This is a genomic window from Aliirhizobium sp. YIM B11859, assembly GCF_057163345.1.
The window spans coordinates 515,579-539,166 of record NZ_JBXHAY010000003.1 but is presented as its reverse complement, the minus strand read 5'-3'; the positions used below and the strand labels follow the sequence as shown (position 1 = coordinate 539,166).

Genomic DNA, 23,588 nt, shown 5'->3' with positions numbered 1-23,588 from the left:
CCGCGCAAGCAATGAAGCAGCCGATGAGATATTCGTACTCATTTTGTTCTCATTTTGCAAGCGCCATTTAAGTGCTTGCATCAAAAACGTTATTTCAGCTTTGTTCGATCAATGTTCCGCAGCGGAAAGCTTGTGGAAATATTCATTGAAATCAAGAATTTCGGCATCTCTAGCCGGAAGGCTGCAACCACCGGTCAAGCCGGAGGAATCATTCCGAATCGAGCATTTCACGAACGGCCACGGCCAGTTGCTTCAGCGAGAACGGCTTTGGCAGGAAACCGAACTTGGCGTCGGCCGGCAGATTGCGGGCAAACGCATCCTCCGCGTAGCCGGAAACGAAGATGAACTTCATGTCGGGATAGTTCTTGCGCAATTCGGTCAGCAATGTCGGCCCGTCCATTTCAGGCATGACGACGTCGGAGACGACGATGTCCACCTTGCCCTCGAGCTCTTCCATGATTTCGAGCGCCTCGGTACCGGAGCCCGCCTCATGGACGGTATATCCGCGCGTCTCCAGCATGCGCTTGCCACCGCGGCGGACCGCCTCTTCATCCTCGACGAGGAGGACGACGGCCGATTTGCCGGTAAGATCGATCGGCTCGGCAGCCGATGCCAGCGCCAGCGTCACCGCCTTCGGAGCCGTGTCGACAGGCTCCGGCGACACGGGCTGCACGTCCGGCACATGGCGTGGCAGGAAGATGCGGAAGCTTGTGCCTCTGCCGATTTCCGATTCCGGATAGATATAACCTCCGGACTGCTTGACGATACCGTAGACCATCGAGAGACCGAGACCGGTCCCCTTTCCGACTTCCTTGGTGGTGAAGAAGGGCTCGAAGATCTTGTCCATGATTTCCGGCGGAATACCGGTACCGTTGTCGGAGACTTCGACCATGACGAAATCTTCCGAGGGCAGATCCGCCTGCTGGAAACCGCCAGCCTCCACGTCCGTCACATTGCGGGTCTTGATCAGGATCGTTCCGCCCTGGGGCATGGCATCGCGGGCATTGACGCAGAGATTGATCAGCACCTGCTCGAATTGCGAAAGATCGGTGCGCACCGGCCAGAGGTCGCGGCCATAATCGACCTCCAGCTTGACATTGGTCCCCGATATCAACCGGTCGACAAGCATGCGCAGATCGCCGACGACATCCGTCAGGTTCAACACGGCCGGACGCATCGTCTGCTTGCGCGAAAACGCCAGCAGCTGGCGCACCAGGACGGCGGCGCGATTGGCGTTGCGCTTGATCTCCATCAGATCGGCGAAGCTCGCATCGGATGGCCGTGCCTGCAAAAGAAGATGATCGGAAGAAAGCAGGATCGCCGTCAGGACATTGTTGAAGTCATGGGCGATGCCACCCGCCAGCGTGCCCACGGCATTGAGCTTCTGGGTCTGCGCCATCTGCGTTTCGAGCGCCTTCTGCTCGGTCGTCTCGACGGCATAAACGATTGCCACCTCTTCCGGCGCCTCGTCGCTTTCGTCGATTACCGCATGCACGTAGAAACGCACATAACGGTTCTCGTCACCCGGGTGGCGGGTTTCGATCGGGGCGATGTCGCCCTGCCGGTCCTTGGCGGCGGCAAGCGCCTCCATCATCGAATGGGCGGAGCCTTCGTAGACGATGCGTTCCAGCTGGGCGCCGCCCGCCTCGACTTCATCACGCGAGACGACACCGGCGAAAAGCCGCAGGAAGGGCGCGTTGATGCGCAGGATCTTGCCATTACCATCAACGGAGGCGATGGCCATCGGCGTGTTGTTGAAGAAACGCGTGAAGCGCATGGCAGAGGCCGACTGGTCCTCTTCGGTGCCCTTCGCCCGCATCAGAACGACGGTGCGGCTTTCGCCCGGCGCGCCGTCGCGCGTGGCGCTGACGCTGTGGACGAGCCTTGCCGGCAAGCTTTGGCCATTGGTGCGGCGCAGATCAAGTTCCAGCGTCTCGGTGCGTCTAAGCCCCGGGCCGGGCTGAACCGACTGGATCAGCGCCATGCCCTCGCCGGCAACAAGATCAGACACGGTCATCGACTGCGGCATGAATTTGGTCAGGTCGAGCCCCAGCCACTCCGCCAATGTCGCATTCATATAGAAGATCTCGCCCTTGCGACCGGCCGAGAAGAAACCGACGGGCGCATGATCGAGATAATCGATGGCATTCTGAAGTTCGCGGAAGAAGCGCTCCTGGTCGTCGCGCTCGGAGGTGATGTCGGTGATTTCCCAGATATCGAGCGCGCTGCGGCCGGCAGCCCCCATCAGCCTCGCCTTCAACCGGTACCAGTGGGCGTCTGATCCATTGCCGGCGGCGCGGCCGAGCGGCTGCAGCAGACGAAATTCCTCATGGCCCTCGCGGCCTTCGCGAAGTGCCGCCGTCAGCCGGTAGAGCGCCTCCGTCGATTCGCGCGTCTTGGAGAGAAGCGTTTCGAGCGACTGAACGCCCCGCCCGCCTGCCGCGCCGGTCATGCGTCCGTAGGCCGCATTGGCATAGACCACGCGACCTTTTGCGTCGGTCACGACGATGCCATCGGGGTGTCCGGCCAGAAAACTGCGGGCAAGCTCGTCGGATCGCGATTGCGGCATGACCTCGACAAGGCCGATAAGCGAGGAGACGATGAAGAATATCCCGACCATGGCGAGCACGCCGAGAAGACCCAGCACGACCTCGTTGTCGAGCGCCTGCTGGAACACCACGAATGCCACGGCGACGCCGAGCAGGACCACGGCCAAGAGGATGATCCGCACGACAGTGCCGCCGCGGGCCCCGCGATTGACCAGTGGCGCTTCGTCGTTGCCGGCCTTCGGCGAACTCGTCATCAATACCTCACGTTCCGTGGCGCCTCCGCGGGCGCCGCGAACGGCCAATCCGGCGTCCGCGATTCTCTCTTAGCAATTTGAAGATGAAGCAAAAAGCTCCACAAGGCCATAAAAGGCGGGACAGTGTGTCGAGCTGCTCTATGTGAGATGCAGGCGAGACACATTTTAGCGTTGATGGATGGTCCCAAGTCTTGCCCCGACCGGGAAAAAATAGTCTGTTCAGCGGGATAGTTGGCATTAGGAGTGATGAGATGTTCGCAGAAATGATGGGCACCTATGGGAACCGGCTCATCGTGGCAGTGCTCGGCGTCGGCCTTGCATTCATCTGCCTCATCGGAATCCTGTGGATAGTGCGTGGCCGCCGCGGGCCCTCGCCGTTCGTGCGCGGCGGCCGCAATCGGCAGCCCCGGCTGCAGGTTCTCGATGCCGCCGCCGTCGACAGCCGTCGGCGCCTGGTTCTCGTTCGTCGCGACGAGGTCGAACATCTGATCATGATCGGCGGACCAACCGATATCGTTATCGAGAGCGGCATAGCCTCAGCCTCGCGAAGCACCGAAGAGCGCGCGCCCGAGCAAACGGCAATAGCTTCTCCGGTACCGGCTCAAGCGCCGCGATCAATCGCCCATGAAACGACGAGGCCGATCGCCCAGCCGGCTCAGCCGCGCCCGGAATCTGCACGGGATGCTGCAAGAGAGCTTTCCGCACGGGAGACTGCTGTGCGCGAAGCGCGTTTGCCGGCCCAGCAGCCATCAAACGCCCCCCCCTTGGCGGCAAGCGTCGCTGCCGTGCCGGCCCGCGTCGAACCATCCCGAGCAGAACCTCTCGGGACAGATCTTCGGGTTACGCCTTCCGCGCCTCCAGTCGTATCACCAACGCCGAGGCAGCCGATGATCGATGACGCGGCGCGATTGCTCGATAGCCAGCGGGACCGTGTGTTTGCCGAGCGCGGTGCTCCGGCGCCTACGCCCACAGCGAGGCCGGCAGCTGCTCCGGTACAGACATCGGCATCGGTGATGATAGACAGGGCCGCGCCGTTCGGGAGCGATTTCGACAAGATTCTCGAGCAGGAGATGGCGAACAATATGGCTGAGCGCAATTCCGTACCCGCGGCCCGCGCCAACCGGCCGGTGACACAGGCCGGACCAGCCTTGCCCGGCCCGGGCGCCGTTCCCGGCACAGTCAAAAACGATCCGACACTTCAGTCGGAAGTCGCGCGGATCTTCGGCGAAATGTCGGCGAACCGCGACAAGTAAGCCGTTCAGCGCGCGCGGAGCTGCCGATCGCAAATCACACACAGCAAAAAGGCACGGTCCGTGGACCGTGCCTTTTGTTTTGCGAATGCAGAGACCTGACCTAAAGCGCGTCACCATCTTTCAGATACGCTTGCCGTGCTTCAGTTGCCTGGTTTGGCGCAGGCCTGCCGAAACCGGTAACCGCTTTCGATAAGCCTGCTCCAGGATCACTCGTCGCGGTAGACTTTTTCACGCCGCTCGTGACGTTCCTGCGCTTCGATCGACAGGGTCGCGATCGGACGTGCATCGAGCCTTTTCAGTCCGATAGGCTCACCGGTTTCCTCGCAATAGCCATAGGTTCCGTCATCGATGCGTTGCATGGCGGCATCGATCTTGGAAATAAGCTTTCGCTGGCGATCCCGGGCTCGCAGTTCGATCGCCCTGTCCGTCTCGGAAGACGCGCGGTCGGCAAGGTCTGGGTGATTGGCACTTTCCTCGGCGAGATGGCCCAATGTCTCACGGGCTTCCCTGAGGATGTCATTCTTCCATGCAATCAGCTTGGCCCTGAAATAGGCCTTTTGATTTGCATTCATGAACTCGTCGTTTTCCGACAGCACATAGTTACTAAGATCGATCTTCTCACTCAACGCGATTCTCCTGAAGAACATCTCTTGGGGCCCCTATACTCCATTACCCAGTCCTCATTCAAGCCTGTCGCCCACATTTGCAGCAGTTTTAAAAATGTCACAAAATTCGGCTAAGTGACTATTTTTTATGCTTAACCTGAAACGCCACGGATAGCCGGCTTCCGAATTTCTCAACCACAGGCATAGAGCGCGGTTGACCACACGCCCCAAGCAACGTTAGGCGTTTTACTCAGCGTTTCATTTTGGCGAGCCGAAGATGATCGAACCCGAACCATTCCGAATTTATCTGATGCGCCATGCACAGGCGGCATCCGCACCGCAAGGCGGACGGGACTTCGACCGGGAGATCGATGGTACCGGTTACGCCCAGGCGGAAATGATCGCCGACAGGGCTTCCGACCTTCGCTACATCCCCGAATGCATCATCAGCTCGACTGCGAACCGCTGCCGGCAAACAGCGGAAATTGTCAGGAGAACACTCGGTGAAACGCTGGAAGTGCAGTTCGTCGACGAACTTTACAACGGCACGCCGGAGATTTACGCGACGGTGATCGCCGGGCAAAGACCGGCCCGCTCCGTCCTGCTGATCGGCCACAACCCGTCGATCGACCTGTTGCTGGAGGGACTAATCGGCAGCGCGGCACGACGCTCGGCTATGCCGGGCGGATATCCGACAGCCGCAATCGCCGTACTCGACTACACGAAAGAGCCGGCGACTGAAAAGAACTGGGCGCTGGTCGATCTCATCAAGCCCTGATCACGGCGTTGCGAGCGTCCGGCCTGCGCCTATATAGGAGGGGAAACACTCTTTCGGGATCCTGCCTTGGCGCCTTCGCTGACACGTTTTACTGACGATGCCCTGATCGCATTCGACAATCTCGCGGACCGGGCCTCCGGCCTCGTTCATCCGACCATCCGGTTGGGCGTGACCGGCCTGTCGCGTGCCGGAAAGACGGTGCTGATTTCGTCGATCGTCCACAATCTGTTGAACGGCGGACGCCTGCCGTTGTTCGAGGCGCTGCAATCCGGCCGGGTCTCGAAGGTCAGGCTGGAAGAGCAGCCGGACGATGCGGTGCCCCGTTTTCAATACGAGGATCACATCCAGGCGCTCGTGCGCGAGCGTATCTGGCCGGATTCGACCCGTGCCGTCTCCGAGCTCAGGCTGACGATTGACTATCAGAGCGCCAGCGGCTGGAACCGGCTGTTTTCGCCGGGACGACTGTCGCTCGACATCGTCGACTATCCGGGCGAATGGCTGCTTGATCTGCCCCTGCTGACGCAGGATTATCGCACCTTCAGCAATGCAACCGTCGAACTTGCAGGCACCGGCGTCCGGCAGGAGCTTGCCCGCGACTGGATGCAGCTTTCGGCCAGCATCGACATGGACGAACCGGCCGACGAGATGACGGCGCGGCGCCTGTTCGAGGCATTCTCGGGCTATCTCAAAGCCTGCAAGTCCGACGAGCGATCGCTGTCGACACTGCCCCCCGGCCGCTTTCTGATGCCGGGCGACCTTGAAGGCTCGCCTGCCCTAACCTTTGCGCCCCTGCCCGGCCTTCCTGATACGCCAGCACCCAAAGGGTCGCTGCGGGCGATGATGGAGCGGCGTTACGAGGCCTATAAAAGCGTTGTCGTCAAACCTTTCTTCCGCAACCACTTCGCCAGGCTCGACCGGCAGATCGTGCTGATCGACGCGCTGCAGGCGATCAATCGTGGTCCGGAAGCGCTGCAGGATCTGGAGCGTGCGCTCGCCGATGTACTCGGTTGTTTTCGGCCCGGCCACAACAGCTTCTTCTCGTCGCTGGTCGGCCGCCGGATCGACAAGGTGCTGATTGCGGCCACCAAGGCCGATCATCTGCACCACGAGAGCCATGACCGGCTGGAGCGGTTGACCGGCCGCCTCGTCGACCGGGCGATCCGCCGGATCGGGCTTTCGGGTGCCGGGTTCGAGGTAATGGCGATCGCCTCTATCCGTGCAACGCGCGAAGCAAGAGTGAAGGAAGACGGCCATATGCTGCCGGTCATCGTCGGCACGCCGATTGCCGGCGAGACGATCAACGGCGAGCGTTTTGACGGGGTCAAGACGACGGCGATCTTCCCCGGCGACCTGCCGCAGGACCCGGACCGGATGTTCAGCACGCTCGACAGCGATCAGCCGGAGCTGCCCGATATCAATTTCGTCCGATTCCGTCCGCCGACACTGGAAGGAGGGGCCGGCGAACTCAAGCTTTCGCTGCCGCATATCCGGCTCGACCGCGCCCTGCAGTTCCTGCTTGGAGACCGCCTCGCATGAGACCGACCAATCCGAGGGACCCGAACAGTCGCCGTCCCGCCTCCTTCGAGATCGAGGAGGAGACAAAACAGCAGCGTGCCGGACCAGCGCCGCCGCGTAGCCCGAAGAGTTTTGACCAGCCCGTCGCCGTCATACCCGAAGACGATGATCCGTTCGACGGTGACGAGGCACTCGCGGCCTCGGCTCTGCCGGTTGCCGCGCCACGAAGGCGCAAACGGTTCTCCTTTGCCGGACTTGCTGCCACGGCACTTGGCACATTCCTGTCGCTTGCCTTCGGCCTTTGGGCCGATCAGATCATCCGCGACCTCTTCGCCAGGGCCGACTGGCTCGGTTATGCGGCCGTGACCGCGCTCGCACTGGCCGCGTTCGGCCTTCTGGTGATCGTCGGTCGCGAGATCATGGGCATCGCCAAGCTTGCCGCCGTGCAGAACCTGAAAAACGAGGCCGAAGAAGCGGCATCATCGGTAAGTGCCGAACCGGCGCGAAAGGTTGTCGGCCGGCTGAGCCTGCTTCTCAGTCATAGGGCAGAGACTGCCAAAGGGCGGAGCGTTCTCGATGGAACGAAGGACGACATAATCGACGGCCCGCACCTTCTCGATCTGGCCGAGCGCGAACTGCTGACGCCACTCGATCGCAAGGCTCGCAACCTGATCATGAACAGCTCAAAACGGGTAGCCGTCGTTACGGCCATCAGCCCGCGCGCCGTCGTCGACCTCGCCTATGTGCTGTTCGAAGTCACCCGCCTGGTCCGCGCCATGGCCGAACTTTATGGCGCAAGGCCCGGCAAGCTCGGGCTGCTGCGGCTGATCCGTGATGTCATTGCCCATTTGGCGGTGACCGGCTCCATTGCTGTCGGCGACGGGCTTGCCCAGCAGGTTCTCGGCCATGGGCTGGCGTCGCGACTGTCTCGCAGGCTCGGCGAAGGGGTGATCAACGGCTTGCTGACGGCGCGAATCGGCATTGCTGCGATGGACCTCTGCCGGCCTCTGCCGTTCCGCGCCCTGCCCCGTCCCGGTATCGGCGATTTTCTGTCCGATATCGTGGCTGCCGGACGCACTGACGACAAGGATTAGACCGTCTCCGGGTACTCTACGGGCATCGAAATATACGAACGATTAACCATTCTCGCTTAATTTCAGCACTACTGAACATTGCCGCTGCCCGCGGAACGCCCAAGGGGAAAGTCCATGTATTCGCGCTTCTTTTCGCTCCTCGGCGGGCTTTCCGCTTTGGCGCTTGCCACTGCAGCACCCGCACTTGCCCCGCAGGCCGAAGCCGCTTCGCGCGACCAGGCCTTTTTCCAGTCCGTCGCGGGCGTCTGGAAAGGACCGGGCGAAATCGTTGCCGGAAAATACAAAGGCACCAAGTTCAGCTGCAACCTCACCGGCTCGCCGTCACCGGACGGCGATACCGGCATCAAGCTCGACGGCACCTGCCGCGTGGGCGTCTTCCAGCAGCCGATGTCGGCCACCATCACCCAGAGCGGCCGTGGTTACAGCGGCAAGTTCCTCGATGGCGCGGAAGGCAAAGGGCTCGATATCGTTTCTGGAACCGTCAGCGGCGACAAGGTGGTGATGGGCATCAACCGCGCCAAGCTCAACGGCGCAATGGTGGCGAGCCTGCGCGGCGACAACAAGATGAACATCACCATTTCGGTGAAAGTCGAAGAGCAGATGGTTCCCGTCATCGGCCTGTCGCTCGACCGCGATCTTGATTCGATCGCTGTTGGCTCGATCAAGGAATAAGGGCGCCACGGCGCCCTGACACTTTCTTCACGCTAATGCGCCGCTTGAAAATCTGCTTGCAACCTCTTGCCTGAGAACGGCTTCACCGGATTATTTCCGGGTACTTAGTTTGTGGCCGTGACCTGCCGCCACCAAAGACCATCCGGCTTTGCCATCTTGATCCCGGTTGAATTGAGCCCCCCTGCCCAGCTTTCAGCCTTGCGGCCGCTGATCATCATCTGCGGCGCGATATCAGCAAGCGGCAGCATCACGAATGCACGCTCCGTCATGCGCGGATGCGGCAGTTCCAGCGTTTGGGTCTTCTGCTCCAGATCGCCATAGGCGAGAATATCGATATCGAGCGTGCGTGGGCCCCAGCGCTCGCTGCGAACCCTTTTCATTTCATGCTCAAGTGCGAGGCAGAGATCAAGCAGTTCCTCGGGATGCAGTTCGGTCTCCACCAGGGCGCAGCAATTGAGAAAGTCCGCTTGGTCGGTCTTGCCCCAGGGCGGCGTCAGGTAGAGCCGCGACACGGCAAGAACACGGCAATCCTTGCGCAGGTCGAGCGCCTGCAGCGCCCGAGCCATCGCGACCGCCGGATCGCCGATATTGCCGCCGAGCCCAAGCACAGCTGTTTCCCACGGATGATGATCAGGCCCGGTGTTCAAGACGCACCTCGACGTGGTCAAGAATGCCGGCAATCGGCACGCTCGGCTTGCGGATCGCCACCTCGACGCGGCGAATGAGCGGCGACCAGGCGGTGAGGCCGAGAGCGATATCGTTGGCCAGCGCCTCGATCAGGTTGCGGCGGCTGCCGGTAACGACCTTCTCGACCAGTTCATAGGCGAGCCCGTAATGAACCGTCTGCTCGACATCGTCGGAGATCAGCGCATTTCCGGCTTCGACATCCATCAGCACGTCGACGAAGAATCGCTGGCCGAGTGCCGCCTCCTGCTCGAACACGCCGTGCCTGGCATAGAAGGCACAATTCTTCAGGGTGATCTGATAGACCGCCATCACATTTCTCCTGCGTGTTCCATTGTCTGCGCGGCGTCGAGCACGGCATCCGCCATACGCAGCGCGTCGAGATTGCCGGCAACGTTATGCACCCGGAATATCGATGCGCCGGCAAGCCGCAGCATGGCGGTCGTGGCGGCGGTGGCGAAATCACGCTCTGCCGGCATGTCGCGTGACGCGATCGTGCCGACGAACCGTTTCCTCGACGTGCCAACCAGCAATGGCAAACCCAGCCGGTGCAGCTCCGCGCATCGCGCCATGAGTTCGGCATCCTGCCCCCGTTCGCGGACGAAACCGAAGCCCGGATCGAGGACGATCGCATCGTCCCTGACACCCGCCGTCCTCGCCATTTCAAGCGACCGGCCGAAAAACATCATCTCGTCCTCGATAATATCCGCGCGGAGGTCGTCGCGGCCGCGGGCGGTATACATGATGCAGACGCCGGCGCCGCTTTCAGAAACGACATCGGCCATCGCCGCATCGTGCCGCAGGCCGTAGACATCGTTGACGATATGGGCGCCGGCCGCGATTGCAAGCCTTGCGGTTTCGGCCCGATAGGTATCGACGGAAATCAGCGCGTCGGTTTCCGCCGCAAGCCTTGCGATAACGGGCAATATGCGGTCCTGTTCGTCGGCCGCGCTCACGGGGGCCGCTCCCGGCCTCGTCGACTCGCCGCCGATGTCGAGAATGACTGCGCCTTGGGCGACACAGTCGAGACCATGCGCAACGGCCTTGTCGACGTCGGAATACCGGCCACCATCGGAAAAGCTGTCGGGCGTCACGTTGACGATCGCCATGATGTGGCCGACCGCGCCGAGCGTCATGCAGCGGCCGTGGGCAAGCTGCCACACGCTGTTGCGCGGCGATGTCACAGCCTGCCCATCTTTTTGAAAGTAACGCAAATTTTCATGCCTTCGTGTTGCACTTGCTCAGGCTATGCCCCAAGCTCGGTCCAACATCAACGTACCAGGCCAGAGAATGTTTTTGATGCGCAGAGTCCACCGGCTTTTCGGTGCAGCTTTCCTGCTCTGCGTGATCGAGGTTCCGGCGCAGGCCGAGCCGGTCATCACGAAGACCTATTCCTATTTCCGTATCGGCGGCCGCACGGCCGAGGAACTCGACAAGGCGCTCGAACGCCACGGCCCGCTGACCAAGACATCCGGCCATCGCCATCCCGGAGCCACCGAAATCAAGTTCGGCGGCGAGGTCACCTATGTGGAAAAAGGCGGTCGCTGCTCCGTCGGCGGTGCCAAGGTGACGTTACGCACCCACATCATCCTGCCTCGCTGGAGCAATAGCGGCAAGGCGCCGAACGATCTCCGCTTCATCTGGGCGACGCTTTCCTCGGACATCAAACGGCATGAGGAACGCCATGCCGAAATCGCCCGCAACCATGCGCGGATGCTGGAAAGAGAGTTGCTCGACCTGCCATCCCGCCGCACATGCGACGACGTCGAGGCACTTGTGACCGAAGCGACCCACAGGGTGCTTTCCGAGCACGACCAGCAGCAATTGCGCTTTGATCAGGTCGAGGCCGCGAATTTCGATGCCCGCATGACACGGCTGCTCAAATACCGCATCGACCAGCGGCAGGACTAACCTCCCCCGGATCAGCGCCATTCCCCAATCTTGCGCGAAGCTTTCGTGCTTAGCTGTGAATAACGGGTAATTTGTCGCGATAGCCGCGTTGCGTGCACTCGCCTATACATTAGCTATAAATTATACATCTGATTCAACGAGCCCGCAGCGCAACCGCCGGGCTTCAGCATGGATCCCGGTCGGCGTGGAGTGTTTTCAAACTCCGTCGGCCTCGGTCACCGGCGAGCAAATTCGCCCGCGATTTTCTGTTCGTTGTGTTCCCCCCGGCGCGTTAGAAGGCCGCAGGTGTTCCTCCCTCGCCTGCCGCTATGCGCCCACCTGGCCTCGCTCGCATCGGCGAGCGGGGCTTTTTTTCGCAAGCGGAGACATCAGCAAACCGAGGGCCACGCGTCGCATCGTGGCTGGGCGAAAACCGACAGGCCTTCGCGCAGCTGCGACGGCTTTGGATCAAGCCTGGCGCTCGGGTATGTTGACGATGAGGCCGTCGAAATCGGCCTTCATCTTGATCTGACAGGAAAGCCTGGAATTCGGTCTGACTTCGAAAGCGAAGTCGAGCATGTCTTCTTCCATCGGCGCTGGCGGACCGACCTTGTCGCTCCACGTCTCGTCGACATAGACATGACAGGTGGCACAGGCACAGGCGCCGCCGCATTCGGCATCGATGCCGGGAACGGAATTGCGGACCGCATTCTCCATCACCGTCGAACCGTTGTCCGCGTCGATCTCGAAGCGGGTTCCGTCGAAGGCTACGATGGTCAATTTCGTCATGTTGGGAAATCCGGGGTTGGGGCGACGTATCTCAAGAGGACGTGTCTGCCACCAAAACGCCGGTCCCGTCAATCGCAGGGGCGACGCCGGCTTTGCTTCCGGCGTCCGGCTTCAATCAAGCTGCAAGAAACTCAGCCCAACGGATATATCAGCGGCAAAGGCCGGTAATGAAGTTTTCCGCCTCGATCGTGGCTGCGTGAAGCGATGCCATCGCGCCGGCATCGCCGGCGTCGGCTTCAAGACGTTCTGCCGCAGCCGAAACCTTGAAGGCGCCGACCGCCTTGGCCGATCCCTTCAACCGGTGAGCAAGGGCAGCTACCGCCGGCGCCTGCGCGGTCGCCATTTCCTGCACCAGGCAACGTGTCTGGCGGGCGAACATCTGCAGGATTTCGGCTTCGAGCGCCTTGTCCCCCATCGTCTGCGTTGCAAGATGGACGAGATCGACCGGGCGGTCCCTGGACGGGCTCGGCGTGCGGCTGTTGTCTGGAGATTCGAACGCGATACGGGCTGCCATTGCCATCTGCCTGTTTCCTTGCTTTACTGACATCTCAACTCCGGATTGTCCGCCCCGGCCATGGCTATCCCGTTAAATTTCGGCACAATCGGGGCGCAAATCTTCGCGAATGGTTAATTTCCATTAAAGTGCCGTGATCGCAGCGCTTTTGGCCCCCAGCATGGTTTAAATCCTGTTAACAAGATTGCGCAGGCGGTATCATGATGGTGCGTTTCGTTTGTGCCAAAACCGCGGATGTGCCACTACAATACGGTTTAATCGGCCAATGGACCTGTCCTCCAGCCGGTATCGGTCGGCCGGTAAGCTTTCATTATCATCCATTTGAAAGAACGGCCGTCGAAGAGAATTGAAATGGGTCATCCGAGGCTTCAAGGCTCGAGGATTTCCGGCATGAGTATCCCGCTCATTCGACTGCAGGCGGCAGCAGATCGAGCAGGATGCCGGGCGTGTATGTAACGAGGCGTAACCGCATGGCGAAGAACACCACCAATGAGTCGATCGACGAAACCGCTTTCCAGGCATTGGAAGATGCCCTGAAGATCGATTTCAACGACGACCCGCCCCGCGAAACGCCCGCTGCCTCGGAGGCCAGAGTGTCCGACACGCCACGATCCCGCCCTGCGCAAGCTGAAGCAAACCAATCGCCGCGAGCACGCCACGAAAATCAGGCCGATGCACCGCGGGCTGCTGCAGCCGAGCCTGCGCCCCGCTCCCCGGCCTTCGAACCTGCCAACGACGCCGGTCGCCGAAATACAGCCTCGATCATGCGGGCGTTGGACGGCGGCTCGATGCGTGGCGCCGTGCGCAATGCGCTGATCGTCTCCATTCTGTGGGCAGTCGCCGGTGTCGGCCTCGGCCAATTGATCTATGGCGGTGAACTCTGGCAGATCACCTCGGTTGCCGGCGTGCTTGCAGCACCCGGCATCGTGGCACTCGCCGTCGGCATCCTCGTGCCTATCCTCCTGTTCTTCGCTTTCGCCATTATGATGGCACGGGCGCAGGATCTGAGGAACGCTGCCCGCTCGATGGCGGAAGTGGCCTTGCGCCTGTCGGAGCCGGAAACGATCGCCTCGGAACGCATCATGAGCGTCGGCCAGGCCGTGCGCCGCGAAGTTTCGGCGATGAACGAAGGCATCGAGCGCACCATCGCCCGCGCCACCGAACTGGAAGTCCTTGTGCATTCGGAAGTCAATGCGCTGGAGCGCAGCTATTCGGATAACGAGATGCGCGTGCGCGGTCTGGTGCAGGAACTTGGCTCGGAACGCGAGGCAATCGTCAATCACGCCGAACGCATCCGTTCGTCGATGGTTGGTGCGCATGACCAGTTGAAGGAAGAGCTGTCGCTGGCGACCGAGGAAATCTCGATCCGCCTTGCAACATCGGGCGAAGCCTTCGCATCGATGATCGACACCCGCGCTGCAGCACTGATGGAGAAATCCGATGCGGCTGGCGAAGCGCTTGCCTCGCTGCTTTCCACCAAGACGGAAAGCCTGATCGACACACTGACCTCATCCGGCATGGCGCTTTCGACGGAATTCGACATCCGGCTGGAAATGCTCGGCATGTCGATGTCGGAACGTGGCGACGCCATTCTTTCCGCTTTCGAGACCCGCGCTTCGAGCCTCGATGCCAATACCGAGAAGCTCAATGCGGCGCTTGCCGACCGTACCCGTCAGCTGAACGAAACCCTGATCGCCCGTACGCGGGAAATCACGGAGGGCTTGTCGAGCAGCGAAAAGAGCATCACCGGCTCGCTCGACGGCGTGCTGTCTGCCCTCAACCGCTCGCTCGACGACAAGAGCGCGTCGTTCCGCCAGAGCCTGCAATCGGCCGCAGACGACGCGGTTATGGATCTCGACCTGCGTTCGGGCTTCTTCGAGGAACGCCTGACGACGACGATCGGCCAGCTTGGCACGACATTCGACGAAGGCCTGTCGCAGTTCACCACCGCCTTCGACAAGCGCGCCGGCAGCCTCGACAGCAAGCTGATGGACAGCCTCGCACGGATCAACGAAACCGTTGCCGGTGGTTCGGAAGCGATCGACGGCATCCTGTCCTCGAGCATCGAGCGCATCGGCAATGCCCTGACCGACCAGCAGTTCGCAATCGCCACCACGCTCGGGACCGGCCAGGAAGTGCTGGATTCGATGCTGGAAAGCCGCTCGAAGGAATTCTCCGACGCGCTTTCGGCACGTTCCAGCGAGATCAGCGGTGCTTTCGGCGACGCCCACAACAAGATCGACACGATCATGGCGGCCCGCGGCGGCGAGATTTCTGCAAGCCTTGCCGACAGCCAGAAGCGTTTCGAAGACAGCATATCGAGCCGCACCTCGGCGATCATCACCTCGGTCACGGAGAGCCACGAGCGCTTCGCCGGGGCAGTTGACGAGAAGGCTGGCGCCCTGCAATCGCTGATGGCGGAGACGCCGGACCGTCTCGCGTCGATCCTCGAGCAGAAGAGCGAGGCGATTTCCCGTGCCCTGTCGGAAAGCGAAATCCGCCTTACCGACGAGATGGACAAGCGCGCCACCGCGCTCGACACGACGCTTGCCTCCAACCGCGACCGTCTTGCGGAAATCCTCGACGACAAGTCGATGGAAATCAGCACGTCGTTCGCGTTGCATGAAGATCGCCTGAGCAGCGCGCTTTCCGATCACACGACAAGCCTCGTCAACACCGTCGCCGATGCCGATGCTCGTGTCGAAGAGGCATTTTCGAAACGTGCCGATGCCATTCGCGAGGCATTTTCCGACAACCAGCTCAATCTCGACATTTCGCTCGAAAGCCGCACGTCGGAATTGGCCGACCTGTTGCGCAACGGCAGTGATCGTCTGGAACAGACGGTCGGCGGTGCTGCCGGCAGGATCGAGACTGCGCTTTCCGAAGGCACCGAGCGTTTCGACGCGACGATGAGCGGCGGATTGCAGCGGATGGACGCCACGCTCGGCTCTTCTCACGAACAGTTCGCATCGTCGCTGGGTGCCGGCCATGAGCGCATCGCCGATACGCTCGGTACGGCGGGCCGCCAGATTGCCGAAACGCTGTCGACCAGCGGCGAGCAGCTTGGCGATGTCGTCGGTACGGCACATCTCAAGATGGCCGACGTCCTCGGCCAGGCCAATCTCGACATGTCCGAAACGCTGGACAGCGGCCATCAGCGCCTGCGCTCGACGCTGGACGAACGCGCTGCCACGATTTCCGGCACATTGACGGAGGCCCATGACCAGCTCGGCAACCTGCTGATGGATCAGGCGACGACGATCGGCACCACGATCGCCACCAGCGCCGGCATGCTGGAAATGTCGCTCGAAGGCCAGCAGGAACAGCTGCGGGCGACGATCGACGGCGCCGGCGAAATGCTCGAGACCCGCCTTCGCGACAATGTCGGCACGATTGCCGGTCAGATTAGCGACGCGGCCCGCGACATTACCCAATCGACCGACGCCTTCACATCGCGCGTCGAAAAGACGGTCGGCGGCGTATCGACCGCCCTCGACAATGCCGGCAACCGCATCGAAGTCACCTTCGGCGGCCTGGAAGACCGTATCCGCAATGAAATCGGAAATGTCAGCTCTCTGGTCGACAATGCCGGCACCAGCCTTTCAGCAGCGCTCGGCTCCCGCACGTCCGAGCTCGAAAGGGTGTCGAATGCTGCGGCCGATCGGATCGCCGAGGCCGTCACCAGCAGCAGCGTCGGCATCGAACTTGCGACCGGCGAAGCGGCGGAGCACATTGCCCGTACGATCGACGAGCGCACCGGCGCCCTTGAGCGCAGCACCGCGGAGGCAGCCTCCCGCATCGCCGAAACCCTTGAAGGCCGCACCGCGCATATCGAGGAACGTTTCGGCACCATGGACAAGGCCTTGTCCTTCGGTCTTGAAAACGTCGCCAAGACGATCGAAGGCAAGGCCGTCGGTTTCGCCTCGTCGCTGCGCGACGCGGTTGCCACTGCCGGCCAGAGCATGAACGACGAAGCTGGCCGCTCGGCCGAGACGCTGGCGCGCGCCGGTTCGGAATTCACCGAGGAACTCAACTCCCGCAACGGTGAATTCACCCGCGCCATCGAGGATCGTTCGAACGAGATCGTCGGCCGCATTTCCGAGACGCAGAACCGTCTCGCCGGCCAGGCTGCGACCGTCGCCCAGGCTTTCTCCGAGGCGGGCAGCGTGATCGTCAGCAAGGTCGCGGAAGCCGACAAGCTGGTCAAGCAGCAGGTGGACGCGATATCGGTGGCCCTCGGCGACGCCGAAAAGGCACTCGACAATCGTGGCCAATCGATCCGCTCGACGCTTTCGGATGCCGCCAGCGAACTCGATGTGGCGCTCGATGCCGTCGACCGGTCTCTGGCTGCCCGCGGCGATGCCATCCGCTCGGCACTGGACAGCCGTTCGCGCGATCTCAACTCGATGCTTTCCAGCCGATCGGAAGAACTGTCGCGCCTGCTCGACGAAAAGGCAAAACCGATGGTCGAGGCCTATGCCGAGACCGGCCGGACTGCCGCCGAGCGTATGGAAGTTGCCGCCCGCCAGGGTGCCGAACGCCTCAACGCCGCCAGCCAGCAAAGCGCCGAAGGCCTGACCTCTGCCGCCCAGCAGAGCGCCGAACGCCTGGCATTCACCGCCAAGGAAACCAGCGCCCGCATCCGTGAGGAAAATGCCGCCCTGGTCGATGCGATCGCTGCCCGTACCAATGAAACGCTTGCCGCGCTCAACCAGCGCACGGAGGCTGCCGCCCACATGGTGCGCGGCGCCGAGCAGAGCCTGCTTGCCAATGTCGACGGCATTATCGAGCGGCTGTCGAGCAGCAACATGAATATCGCGACGCTTGTCGAACATGCTGCCGGACAGCTCGCAGCAACCGACCAGAAGCTCGACGAGACCGCATCGCGCTTTGCCCATTCCGCCGGATCGGCTGCCGATCTGGTGGCGGGGTCGAGCCGTCTCCTGGAAAACAATATCGACCGGCTGGTCAATATTTCCGGCCAGACACTCAGTCAGGTCGGCGGTATCGTCGGACGTTTCGAGGATCATTCCAAGGTTCTCGCGCAGGCATCCGAGCTTCTCAACGCCGCCCAGTCGAACCTCGTCAGCACGCTGGACGAACGTCAGGATGCCCTGCGCAGCCTGTCGGTCGGCCTGGTCAAGCGCTCCGACGAAATCGAGGCAACGCTCAAGAACCTCACGGCCCTGGTCGACGGCGCCTTCGAGCGGGCAGAAGAACGCACAGCACATGTCGGCGACAAGCTGCGTGACGGGTTGAGTGCCTCGTTTGCCGATATCGGCCGCCGTCTCGGCGAGACCCAGCAGCGCGCAGAACATACCGCTCAGGTCATGCGTGCTTCCCTGCTCGATGCCGGCGAAGAGGCCAACCGCACGATCGAAACGACGCTTTCCGAAGCAGAAAAGCGCGCCCGTAGCCTTGCCGAGCAGATGCGCGGCAACATTTCCGGCTCGCTTTCGGATGTTGAGCGTCTGATGGGCGAAGCTTCGCAGCGTTCGGATACCGCTGCCCAGCATCTGCGCGAAACGCTTCGCCAGTCGGTCGAGGAAGCAGTCGGCCGGTTCTCCGGGGCGACCGACGAAATCCGTCGCTCGGCCCAGGACATCCGCCAGGAACTCGACGCGACCCGCTCGGAACTCAAGCGCGGTGCATTCGACCTGCCGGAAGAAGCCAAGGAAAGCGCTGCCGCCATGCGCCGCGCCGTTTCCGAACAGATCAAGGCGCTGCAGGAAATCTCCCAGCTGGTCGGCCGTTCGTCTCAGCAGCTGGAAGTGGCCGAGGCCAGCCAGCCGCGGGCAGCCGCAGCACCTGTCGCTCCGGTTCGCCAGACGCCGCAGATCGCCCAGCAGCCAGCACCAGCGCCGATCCCTGCTCCGGTCGCTCCGCGCAACGATCCATACTCCGCCGGCATGCTGCGCGGCAGCCTGCCGGCCGATCCGGCTCAGCCGGCACAAAGCCCGATCCGTCCTGCGGCCACGAGCGCTGCGACCGGTGGTCAGCAGGGTGGCGGCTGGATCAGCGATCTCCTGCGTGGCGCCTCGCGTGACGAAACTTCGGGCCCGGCACCTGCCCGTCCGGCAGCACCGCGTCCGGCCGAACCTGCGCCGGCCCCTCGCGCCACCAACGGCGACAACCGCAATCCACGCCACATGGTGGAATCGCTGAATTCGCTGTCCGTCGATATCGCCCGGGCCATCGACCATGACGCCTCGGTCGATCTGTGGCGCCGTTACCAGCGCGGCGAGCGCGACGTCTTTACCCGCCGTCTCTATACGCTGAAGGGGCAGCAGACGTTCGACGACATCAAGCGCAAGTACGATCGCGAGCCGGAATTCCGCACCGCCGTCGACCGCTACATCGCGGATTTCGAAAAGCTGCTGGCCGATGTCGCTCGCACCGACCGCGACCGCAGCGTGACGCAGAGCTACCTGACCTCCGATACGGGCAAGGTCTACACGATGCTCGCCCACGCCGCCGGCCGCTTCGGCTGAGAGTAAAGGCAGGGAATGAGAATGAGAAAGGCCACCGCTGAGGTGGCCTTTTTGCTTGGCGCCGACACGATGGTCTGCAAGGTTGATGTCCGGGTGCCTTCAGGGGTGGCAATCGTCCATATTAATCGTAAACACAGAGACGAAGGCAGTTGCCGTGACATTACTCCTGGCGGACACGGCATTCATCTGCTTCTTTTTTTCGGCACTCGTCGCGCCGTTCATGCCACTGCCGCTCTTGTGGCGCGTCGGGCTCTTCGCGATCGTCGCCTACATCGCCTATTGGCTGCTGGATCAGCCGGTTGCCTTTTCCAAACAAGAAGTTGGCTATGTGCTCAGCCGTGCTTTCCTGGGCATGTTTATTGCCATTATTCTGATATCGGTGGCAGGCAGGTTGCTGATACACGCCCTTACCGCAGGCATTACGGCAAAGGCGCTACAGGTCGGTACAGGTTCGGTATTCCTCCGTTGGTTCGATCGGAGCATGGTTGTGTTTTCGGGCGCCACGATCGGCCTGGCGGCGGCAATCCAGCTGGCTTTTGTACTTGGTGGCCATTGGGGTCGTCATTCCGGCGGGCGAGCGCTCGACATCTGGATCGCAGCGGTGGCCGGTGTGGTCGGCATCATTCTGCTTTTGCGCGGCATCAGGCTCATTCAGCTTTGGCTGGCGTCGGCTGCTTTGGTCGTGGCTGCCGTGTCTCTTATCGGATCAGAACAACCGCGGCGTATCATTCAGTCGGCGGAAGGTTTCGCGAATGGTCGTGGCTGGTGCCTGGTACTGCCCGGAACTGGGGTGCCGGTGCTGACGGCGCAAAGGCTCGGTTTCTACTCGCTCCCCAAAAGAGGCGGACATCCGCATCTTTTCCTCCTGATACGGGAGGACAACGGCTTTCGGCTCGCACAATGGTCAATCCGCATGCAGCGGTTTGACGAACTGAAATTGCCCGCTGCCCCAACCTGCCTACCCCGGCAGGATTATGCCGCCGCGCTCGCCGACGGCTCTCTGGAACCGGGATCCTATGCCGTCGGTCCCCACATCTTCACCGTTCCAGCCACGTTCGAACCGATCGCCTCGCTGCGGAGCCTCAGCATCCGTACCACGATGCTGGTGGGCGAGCACGAACCCTTTCCTCGATCCGCCGATCGCGTCAGCGTCGATTTCAGCCGCCCGAGGCAAAAGTCCATAGAGGGAGCAAGTGCTCTTGCCGCCATACCTGCGGCAATCGAAACGGACATCGGCTCCCGGCTCAACGACCACAGCCTCGACTTCGCCGGCACAGATGCCGAAACGGGGCACCAAATCGTATTGCAATGCCTGATGGGCGTCTATGCCAACCGCAATTGCGATGTAACCGTCACCACGTCGACGGAAACCTATTCGTTCGATCTGCCGCTGGAGGAGCTGGCGAACTGGAAAGCGGCGGCAGATAAGGTCATAGACCTATTCGACGGTTTTCGCGTCACACAGTTACCGGGGCAGAACGGCCGATGACGCGGCAGCCATCAAAGATGGTCTCAGCCTTACCGGCAGACAAGCAGCCTCACATCGACTTCAGCGACCAATCGACGATATCGCCGCCGACCTTGGCGAAGGCGCGGTCGAGGGCTTCGACGAAGTCGCTGTTTTCAGTCCCGCGCACCGGCGAGGTCGCCTTGAACACCGACTGAGCTTTGACCGAGCCGTTGCGGTCGTTGAGGATCTTGGCCGAAATCTCGACATTGGCGACGCGGCTGCCGGTGGTCGTGACCTCGAAGGAGCGGATGTCGGTGACGATCTGGTAGTCGATCGCCAGTCCCTGCCCCGGTTTGCCGACACCGCCGATACGGCCGGTGTTTTCAAACGACTGGACAAGCTTCGACTGGATGAGCCGCGGCAGGCGGTCCCCCCAGCGGGAATTGGAGAGGTATTGCAGTTCCGACGGCGAGACGCGCACGACGACCTGTTCGCTGTCGAGCATCTTCACCGCCGTTGGTTCCGGCACAAGGATCTGGCGGGCCTTGAAGACCGGCCCCGCGGCGACCGGCGTCATGTGCAGGTCGAACGTGTCGTTATTGGCCTTGGTGCCGCAACCGGACAGCGCTGCGACGACCGGCAGCGTCAGCAGCAACAGGCGGCGGCCGGCGGGCGTTTTCGAAAATTTCAATACGCTCATGAACTCTTGAACCCCTGCCTGTCGATCATCTCGTGCCTTCTCGGAAACGATGAAATGATCCAGCTCCTTGTTTACGTCGTTCCGAACGAAAAACCGCTGTGCAGTTTTTCCGGAATGTCTCTAGCGCCTCGTCCTGCCGTCAAATTCCTTGACGTTCTCACCCCCGAACAGCAACCGCTGCGGATTGTCGTCGAAATTGGTGATCGTCTGATTGAGGTTGTCGACCGTGCGGCGCGTATCGGTGACCAGCGTCTGGATATTGTTCAGGCCGCTGTTGGAGAAGCGCTGCAGGCTGTCGGCAATCGGTCCGACGCGGGCATTGATGTTGTCGGCAACCGTCTTGAACGATTGCAGCGTCTGGCGGGCTTCGGCGAACAGGCCTTGTGAATCGCTGCCGGAGACCATGCCGTCGACCTTGGCGAGAATACCGTTGACCTGGGTCGAGGCGGTGTTGAGCTTCTTTGCCAGATCGGTGAAATCGGTGATCGCCTTGTTGATGTCGTCGGAACGGTGGGCGACGTCGTCGACCACGCCGCGGGCGGATGACAGTGTTTGCCGCGCATCCTCGGAGGCGGCCGAGATGTTCTGGATCGTCTTGCCGATCTGGCTTGGGTCGACGGCTGCCATCAGGCTGTCGGCGCGTTTCAGCACGCTCTGCGCGTCGACACCGGCCTTGGCGAAGCTTGCGGCCGCATCGCGGACATTGTCGATGACCGGCCCGAGATTGTCGGAGGCGTTGGCGGCGTTACGAGTCAGCCGCTCGGCATTGGTGACGACCTGATTGACCCGTTCCGCATCGATGGCGCGGACAAGCTGTTCGGCGGCTTGAAGTGTCGAATTGAGGGTGCCGGAGACGCGGTCGACGGTGGCCGACAGGGTCGAGAGACTGTTCAGGAACTTGTCGATACTGTCCGAATTGTTGGAGAGCGCCGAGGTAAAGGTTTCGACATTGCGGATCGTCTGCGTCAATGGTCCGCGCGCGTCTCCGACAAAACCCTGAATGTCGCCAATTGCCGTATCGGCCTTTTCGAGGATCTTGTCAGCTGTCGCCAGAAGATTGGTGACACTCGACTGGTCGGCGATCAGCACGGCCGGCCGGCCGGCTTCGGTTGCTTTCTGGAGAATGTTCTCCTCACCCTTGGCACCGCCGGAAAGCTCGATATAGGCAGCGCCCGTCAGGCCCTGCACTTCAAGAACTGCCTTGGTCGATTGATAGACCGGCGCATCGGCGCGCACTTCGGTAAAGGCGATCGAAAAACGCGGATCATCCGGATCGATAGTCAGCCCGCGCACGGAACCGACGGGAATGCCGTTGAAGCGAACCGGCGAGCCGACCGAAAGACCGTTGGCGGAGCCTGGAATGCGGATTGCGAGTTCGGCCGTCGGCCCACCGCGGCCCGACTGCGCCATCCAGTAGACGAAGCCGAAGGCAGCCGCGATCACGAGCAGCGTGAAGAAACCGACAAGGGCGTAATTGGCTTTGGTTTCCATGGATTAGTTCACTTCCTCACGTCTGCCGGCGGCTGGTTTTCATTGGTCACGACGGAGCGCGCCCGCTTTCCTCGGAAATAGGATTGAACCCACGGATCATCGAAGGCGAACATATCCTGCAGCGTACCCTCCACCAATACCCGTTTCTGTCCGAGCACGGCAATACGGTCACAGACGGAAAACAGGCTGTCGAGATCGTGGGTCACCATGTAGACGGTCAGCCCCAGCGTGTCGCGCAGCTTGGCGATCAGCGCGTCAAAATCGGCAGCACCGATCGGATCAAGGCCGGAGGTCGGCTCGTCGAGAAAAACAAGGTCCGGATCGAGGGCGAGCGCGCGCGCAAGGGCTGCGCGTTTGATCATCCCGCCAGACAGTTCGGACGGATATTTGTCGGCCGCATCCGGCGGCAGGCCAACCATTTCGAGCTTCAGATAGGCGAGCTCGTCCATCAGCGACTGTGGCAGATCGAGATATTCGCGCATCGGCAACTGGATATTTTCCTTCACCGTCAGCGCCGAAAACAGCGCGCCGTGCTGGAAAAGTACACCGAGCCGCGTGTCGAGCGCGACGCGCTCCTCCTCGGTCGCCTTCTCGTAATTGACGCCCAGGATGTCGATCGTTCCTGAGCGGAGCGGCAGCAGCTTGAGGACGGTACGCATCAGCACGGACTTGCCGGTACCCGATGCGCCGACGAAACCGAGGATTTCGCCGCGATAGATATCGAGATTGAGGTTTTCCAGAACCAGCTTGTCGCCGAAACCCACATTCAGGCCACGAACCGACAGCACGACCTTACGGTCGCCGTTTCCGTCCTCTGCCTTGTTGTCGATCTCACGCTCTTCTTCTGCCACAGCCATAT

The 23,588-nt window shown here is 61.6% G+C and carries 18 protein-coding genes; 8 read left to right on the top strand and 10 right to left on the bottom strand.

Features of this window, described 5'->3' with window-relative positions:
- Window positions 1–208 precede the first annotated feature (208 nt).
- Window positions 209–2,803 carry a cell cycle histidine kinase CckA gene (gene cckA, locus AC2GXZ_RS14825; RefSeq protein ID WP_483759920.1) on the bottom strand — a complete coding sequence of 865 codons (2,595 nt, stop codon included), beginning with the start codon at window positions 2,801–2,803 and terminating at the stop codon, window positions 209–211.
- A gap of 251 nt (window positions 2,804–3,054) precedes the next feature.
- On the opposite strand from cckA, the gene AC2GXZ_RS14820 reads away from it, so the two are divergent.
- Window positions 3,055–4,056, top strand: coding sequence for a flagellar biosynthetic protein FliO (locus tag AC2GXZ_RS14820; RefSeq protein ID WP_483759919.1), 1,002 nt, complete (start codon window positions 3,055–3,057; stop codon window positions 4,054–4,056).
- 206 nt (window positions 4,057–4,262) lie between these two features.
- Here the strand turns inward: AC2GXZ_RS14820 and dksA are convergent, their stop codons facing one another.
- Complete coding sequence (dksA, locus tag AC2GXZ_RS14815; RefSeq protein WP_112508098.1) at window positions 4,263–4,682, bottom strand: RNA polymerase-binding protein DksA; 420 nt, start codon at window positions 4,680–4,682, stop codon at window positions 4,263–4,265.
- Between the two features lie 256 nt (window positions 4,683–4,938).
- Between dksA and AC2GXZ_RS14810 the strand changes: the two genes are divergently transcribed.
- From AC2GXZ_RS14810 to AC2GXZ_RS14795, 4 genes are all read left to right on the top strand, one after another.
- Window positions 4,939–5,439 carry a SixA phosphatase family protein gene (locus AC2GXZ_RS14810; protein WP_483759918.1) on the top strand — a complete coding sequence of 167 codons (501 nt, stop codon included), beginning with the start codon at window positions 4,939–4,941 and terminating at the stop codon, window positions 5,437–5,439.
- A gap of 66 nt (window positions 5,440–5,505) precedes the next feature.
- Window positions 5,506–6,975: a YcjX family GTP-binding protein gene (locus tag AC2GXZ_RS14805; RefSeq protein ID WP_483759917.1), complete on the top strand. Its 1,470-nt coding sequence runs from the start codon at window positions 5,506–5,508 to the stop codon at window positions 6,973–6,975.
- Window positions 6,972–8,048 (top strand): YcjF family protein, encoded by a 1,077-nt coding sequence (locus AC2GXZ_RS14800; RefSeq protein WP_483759916.1) that lies wholly within the window; start codon window positions 6,972–6,974, stop codon window positions 8,046–8,048. The genes AC2GXZ_RS14805 and AC2GXZ_RS14800 overlap by 4 nt, the downstream gene beginning before the upstream one ends.
- A gap of 114 nt (window positions 8,049–8,162) precedes the next feature.
- On the top strand, window positions 8,163–8,720 hold the full coding sequence (locus AC2GXZ_RS14795; RefSeq protein ID WP_483759915.1) for a hypothetical protein: 558 nt from the start codon (window positions 8,163–8,165) through the stop codon (window positions 8,718–8,720).
- Between the two features lie 104 nt (window positions 8,721–8,824).
- On the opposite strand, the gene folK is transcribed toward AC2GXZ_RS14795, so the two are convergent.
- The 3 genes from folK to folP form a co-directional block, all read right to left on the bottom strand.
- Window positions 8,825–9,286: a 2-amino-4-hydroxy-6-hydroxymethyldihydropteridine diphosphokinase gene (folK, locus tag AC2GXZ_RS14790; protein WP_483760267.1), complete on the bottom strand. Its 462-nt coding sequence runs from the start codon at window positions 9,284–9,286 to the stop codon at window positions 8,825–8,827.
- Window positions 9,287–9,350: 64 nt separating this feature from the next.
- Complete coding sequence (folB, locus tag AC2GXZ_RS14785) at window positions 9,351–9,716, bottom strand: dihydroneopterin aldolase (protein WP_483759914.1); 366 nt, start codon at window positions 9,714–9,716, stop codon at window positions 9,351–9,353.
- Window positions 9,716–10,540 (bottom strand): dihydropteroate synthase, encoded by an 825-nt coding sequence (folP, locus tag AC2GXZ_RS14780; RefSeq protein ID WP_483760266.1) that lies wholly within the window; start codon window positions 10,538–10,540, stop codon window positions 9,716–9,718. The genes folB and folP overlap by 1 nt, the downstream gene beginning before the upstream one ends.
- A 163-nt stretch (window positions 10,541–10,703) precedes the next feature.
- On the opposite strand from folP, the gene AC2GXZ_RS14775 reads away from it, so the two are divergent.
- Window positions 10,704–11,315 (top strand): DUF922 domain-containing Zn-dependent protease, encoded by a 612-nt coding sequence (locus AC2GXZ_RS14775; protein ID WP_483759913.1) that lies wholly within the window; start codon window positions 10,704–10,706, stop codon window positions 11,313–11,315.
- Window positions 11,316–11,762: 447 nt separating this feature from the next.
- Here the strand turns inward: AC2GXZ_RS14775 and AC2GXZ_RS14770 are convergent, their stop codons facing one another.
- Both AC2GXZ_RS14770 and AC2GXZ_RS14765 read right to left on the bottom strand, forming a co-directional pair.
- Complete coding sequence (locus tag AC2GXZ_RS14770; RefSeq protein WP_483759912.1) at window positions 11,763–12,083, bottom strand: 2Fe-2S iron-sulfur cluster-binding protein; 321 nt, start codon at window positions 12,081–12,083, stop codon at window positions 11,763–11,765.
- 148 nt (window positions 12,084–12,231) lie between these two features.
- The gene (locus AC2GXZ_RS14765; RefSeq protein WP_483759911.1) at window positions 12,232–12,603 is read right to left on the bottom strand and encodes an Hpt domain-containing protein; all 372 of its coding nucleotides are present in this window, start codon (window positions 12,601–12,603) and stop codon (window positions 12,232–12,234) included.
- 464 nt (window positions 12,604–13,067) lie between these two features.
- On the opposite strand from AC2GXZ_RS14765, the gene AC2GXZ_RS14760 reads away from it, so the two are divergent.
- Together AC2GXZ_RS14760 and AC2GXZ_RS14755 are read left to right on the top strand one after the other, a co-directional pair.
- The gene (locus AC2GXZ_RS14760; protein WP_483759910.1) at window positions 13,068–19,088 is read left to right on the top strand and encodes an apolipoprotein A-IV repeat region-like domain-containing protein; all 6,021 of its coding nucleotides are present in this window, start codon (window positions 13,068–13,070) and stop codon (window positions 19,086–19,088) included.
- Window positions 19,089–19,242: 154 nt separating this feature from the next.
- On the top strand, window positions 19,243–20,577 hold the full coding sequence (locus AC2GXZ_RS14755; protein ID WP_483759909.1) for a hypothetical protein: 1,335 nt from the start codon (window positions 19,243–19,245) through the stop codon (window positions 20,575–20,577).
- 49 nt (window positions 20,578–20,626) lie between these two features.
- On the opposite strand, the gene AC2GXZ_RS14750 is transcribed toward AC2GXZ_RS14755, so the two are convergent.
- The 3 genes from AC2GXZ_RS14750 to AC2GXZ_RS14740 all read right to left on the bottom strand — a co-directional run bounded on the left by AC2GXZ_RS14750 (window position 20,627) and on the right by AC2GXZ_RS14740 (window position 23,559).
- Window positions 20,627–21,238, bottom strand: coding sequence for an ABC-type transport auxiliary lipoprotein family protein (locus AC2GXZ_RS14750; protein WP_483759908.1), 612 nt, complete (start codon window positions 21,236–21,238; stop codon window positions 20,627–20,629).
- Window positions 21,239–21,358: 120 nt separating this feature from the next.
- Window positions 21,359–22,729: an MlaD family protein gene (locus AC2GXZ_RS14745; protein ID WP_483759907.1), complete on the bottom strand. Its 1,371-nt coding sequence runs from the start codon at window positions 22,727–22,729 to the stop codon at window positions 21,359–21,361.
- A gap of 8 nt (window positions 22,730–22,737) precedes the next feature.
- Complete coding sequence (locus AC2GXZ_RS14740; RefSeq protein WP_483760265.1) at window positions 22,738–23,559, bottom strand: ABC transporter ATP-binding protein; 822 nt, start codon at window positions 23,557–23,559, stop codon at window positions 22,738–22,740.
- Between the last annotated feature and the right edge of the window lie 29 nt (window positions 23,560–23,588).

Coding starts and splice junctions, on each gene's coding strand:
- cckA (WP_483759920.1), bottom strand. CDS start 2,803: ATGACGAGTTCGCCGAAGGCCGGCAACGACGAAGCGCCACTGGTCAAT.
- AC2GXZ_RS14820 (WP_483759919.1), top strand. CDS start 3,055: ATGTTCGCAGAAATGATGGGCACCTATGGGAACCGGCTCATCGTGGCA.
- AC2GXZ_RS14810 (WP_483759918.1), top strand. CDS start 4,939: ATGATCGAACCCGAACCATTCCGAATTTATCTGATGCGCCATGCACAG.
- AC2GXZ_RS14800 (WP_483759916.1), top strand. CDS start 6,972: ATGAGACCGACCAATCCGAGGGACCCGAACAGTCGCCGTCCCGCCTCC.
- AC2GXZ_RS14795 (WP_483759915.1), top strand. CDS start 8,163: ATGTATTCGCGCTTCTTTTCGCTCCTCGGCGGGCTTTCCGCTTTGGCG.
- folK (WP_483760267.1), bottom strand. CDS start 9,286: ATGGCTCGGGCGCTGCAGGCGCTCGACCTGCGCAAGGATTGCCGTGTT.
- folB (WP_483759914.1), bottom strand. CDS start 9,716: ATGGCGGTCTATCAGATCACCCTGAAGAATTGTGCCTTCTATGCCAGG.
- folP (WP_483760266.1), bottom strand. CDS start 10,540: ATGACGCTCGGCGCGGTCGGCCACATCATGGCGATCGTCAACGTGACG.
- AC2GXZ_RS14775 (WP_483759913.1), top strand. CDS start 10,704: ATGCGCAGAGTCCACCGGCTTTTCGGTGCAGCTTTCCTGCTCTGCGTG.
- AC2GXZ_RS14770 (WP_483759912.1), bottom strand. CDS start 12,083: ATGACGAAATTGACCATCGTAGCCTTCGACGGAACCCGCTTCGAGATC.
- AC2GXZ_RS14765 (WP_483759911.1), bottom strand. CDS start 12,603: ATGGCAATGGCAGCCCGTATCGCGTTCGAATCTCCAGACAACAGCCGC.
- AC2GXZ_RS14760 (WP_483759910.1), top strand. CDS start 13,068: ATGGCGAAGAACACCACCAATGAGTCGATCGACGAAACCGCTTTCCAG.
- AC2GXZ_RS14750 (WP_483759908.1), bottom strand. CDS start 21,238: ATGAGCGTATTGAAATTTTCGAAAACGCCCGCCGGCCGCCGCCTGTTG.
- AC2GXZ_RS14745 (WP_483759907.1), bottom strand. CDS start 22,729: ATGGAAACCAAAGCCAATTACGCCCTTGTCGGTTTCTTCACGCTGCTC.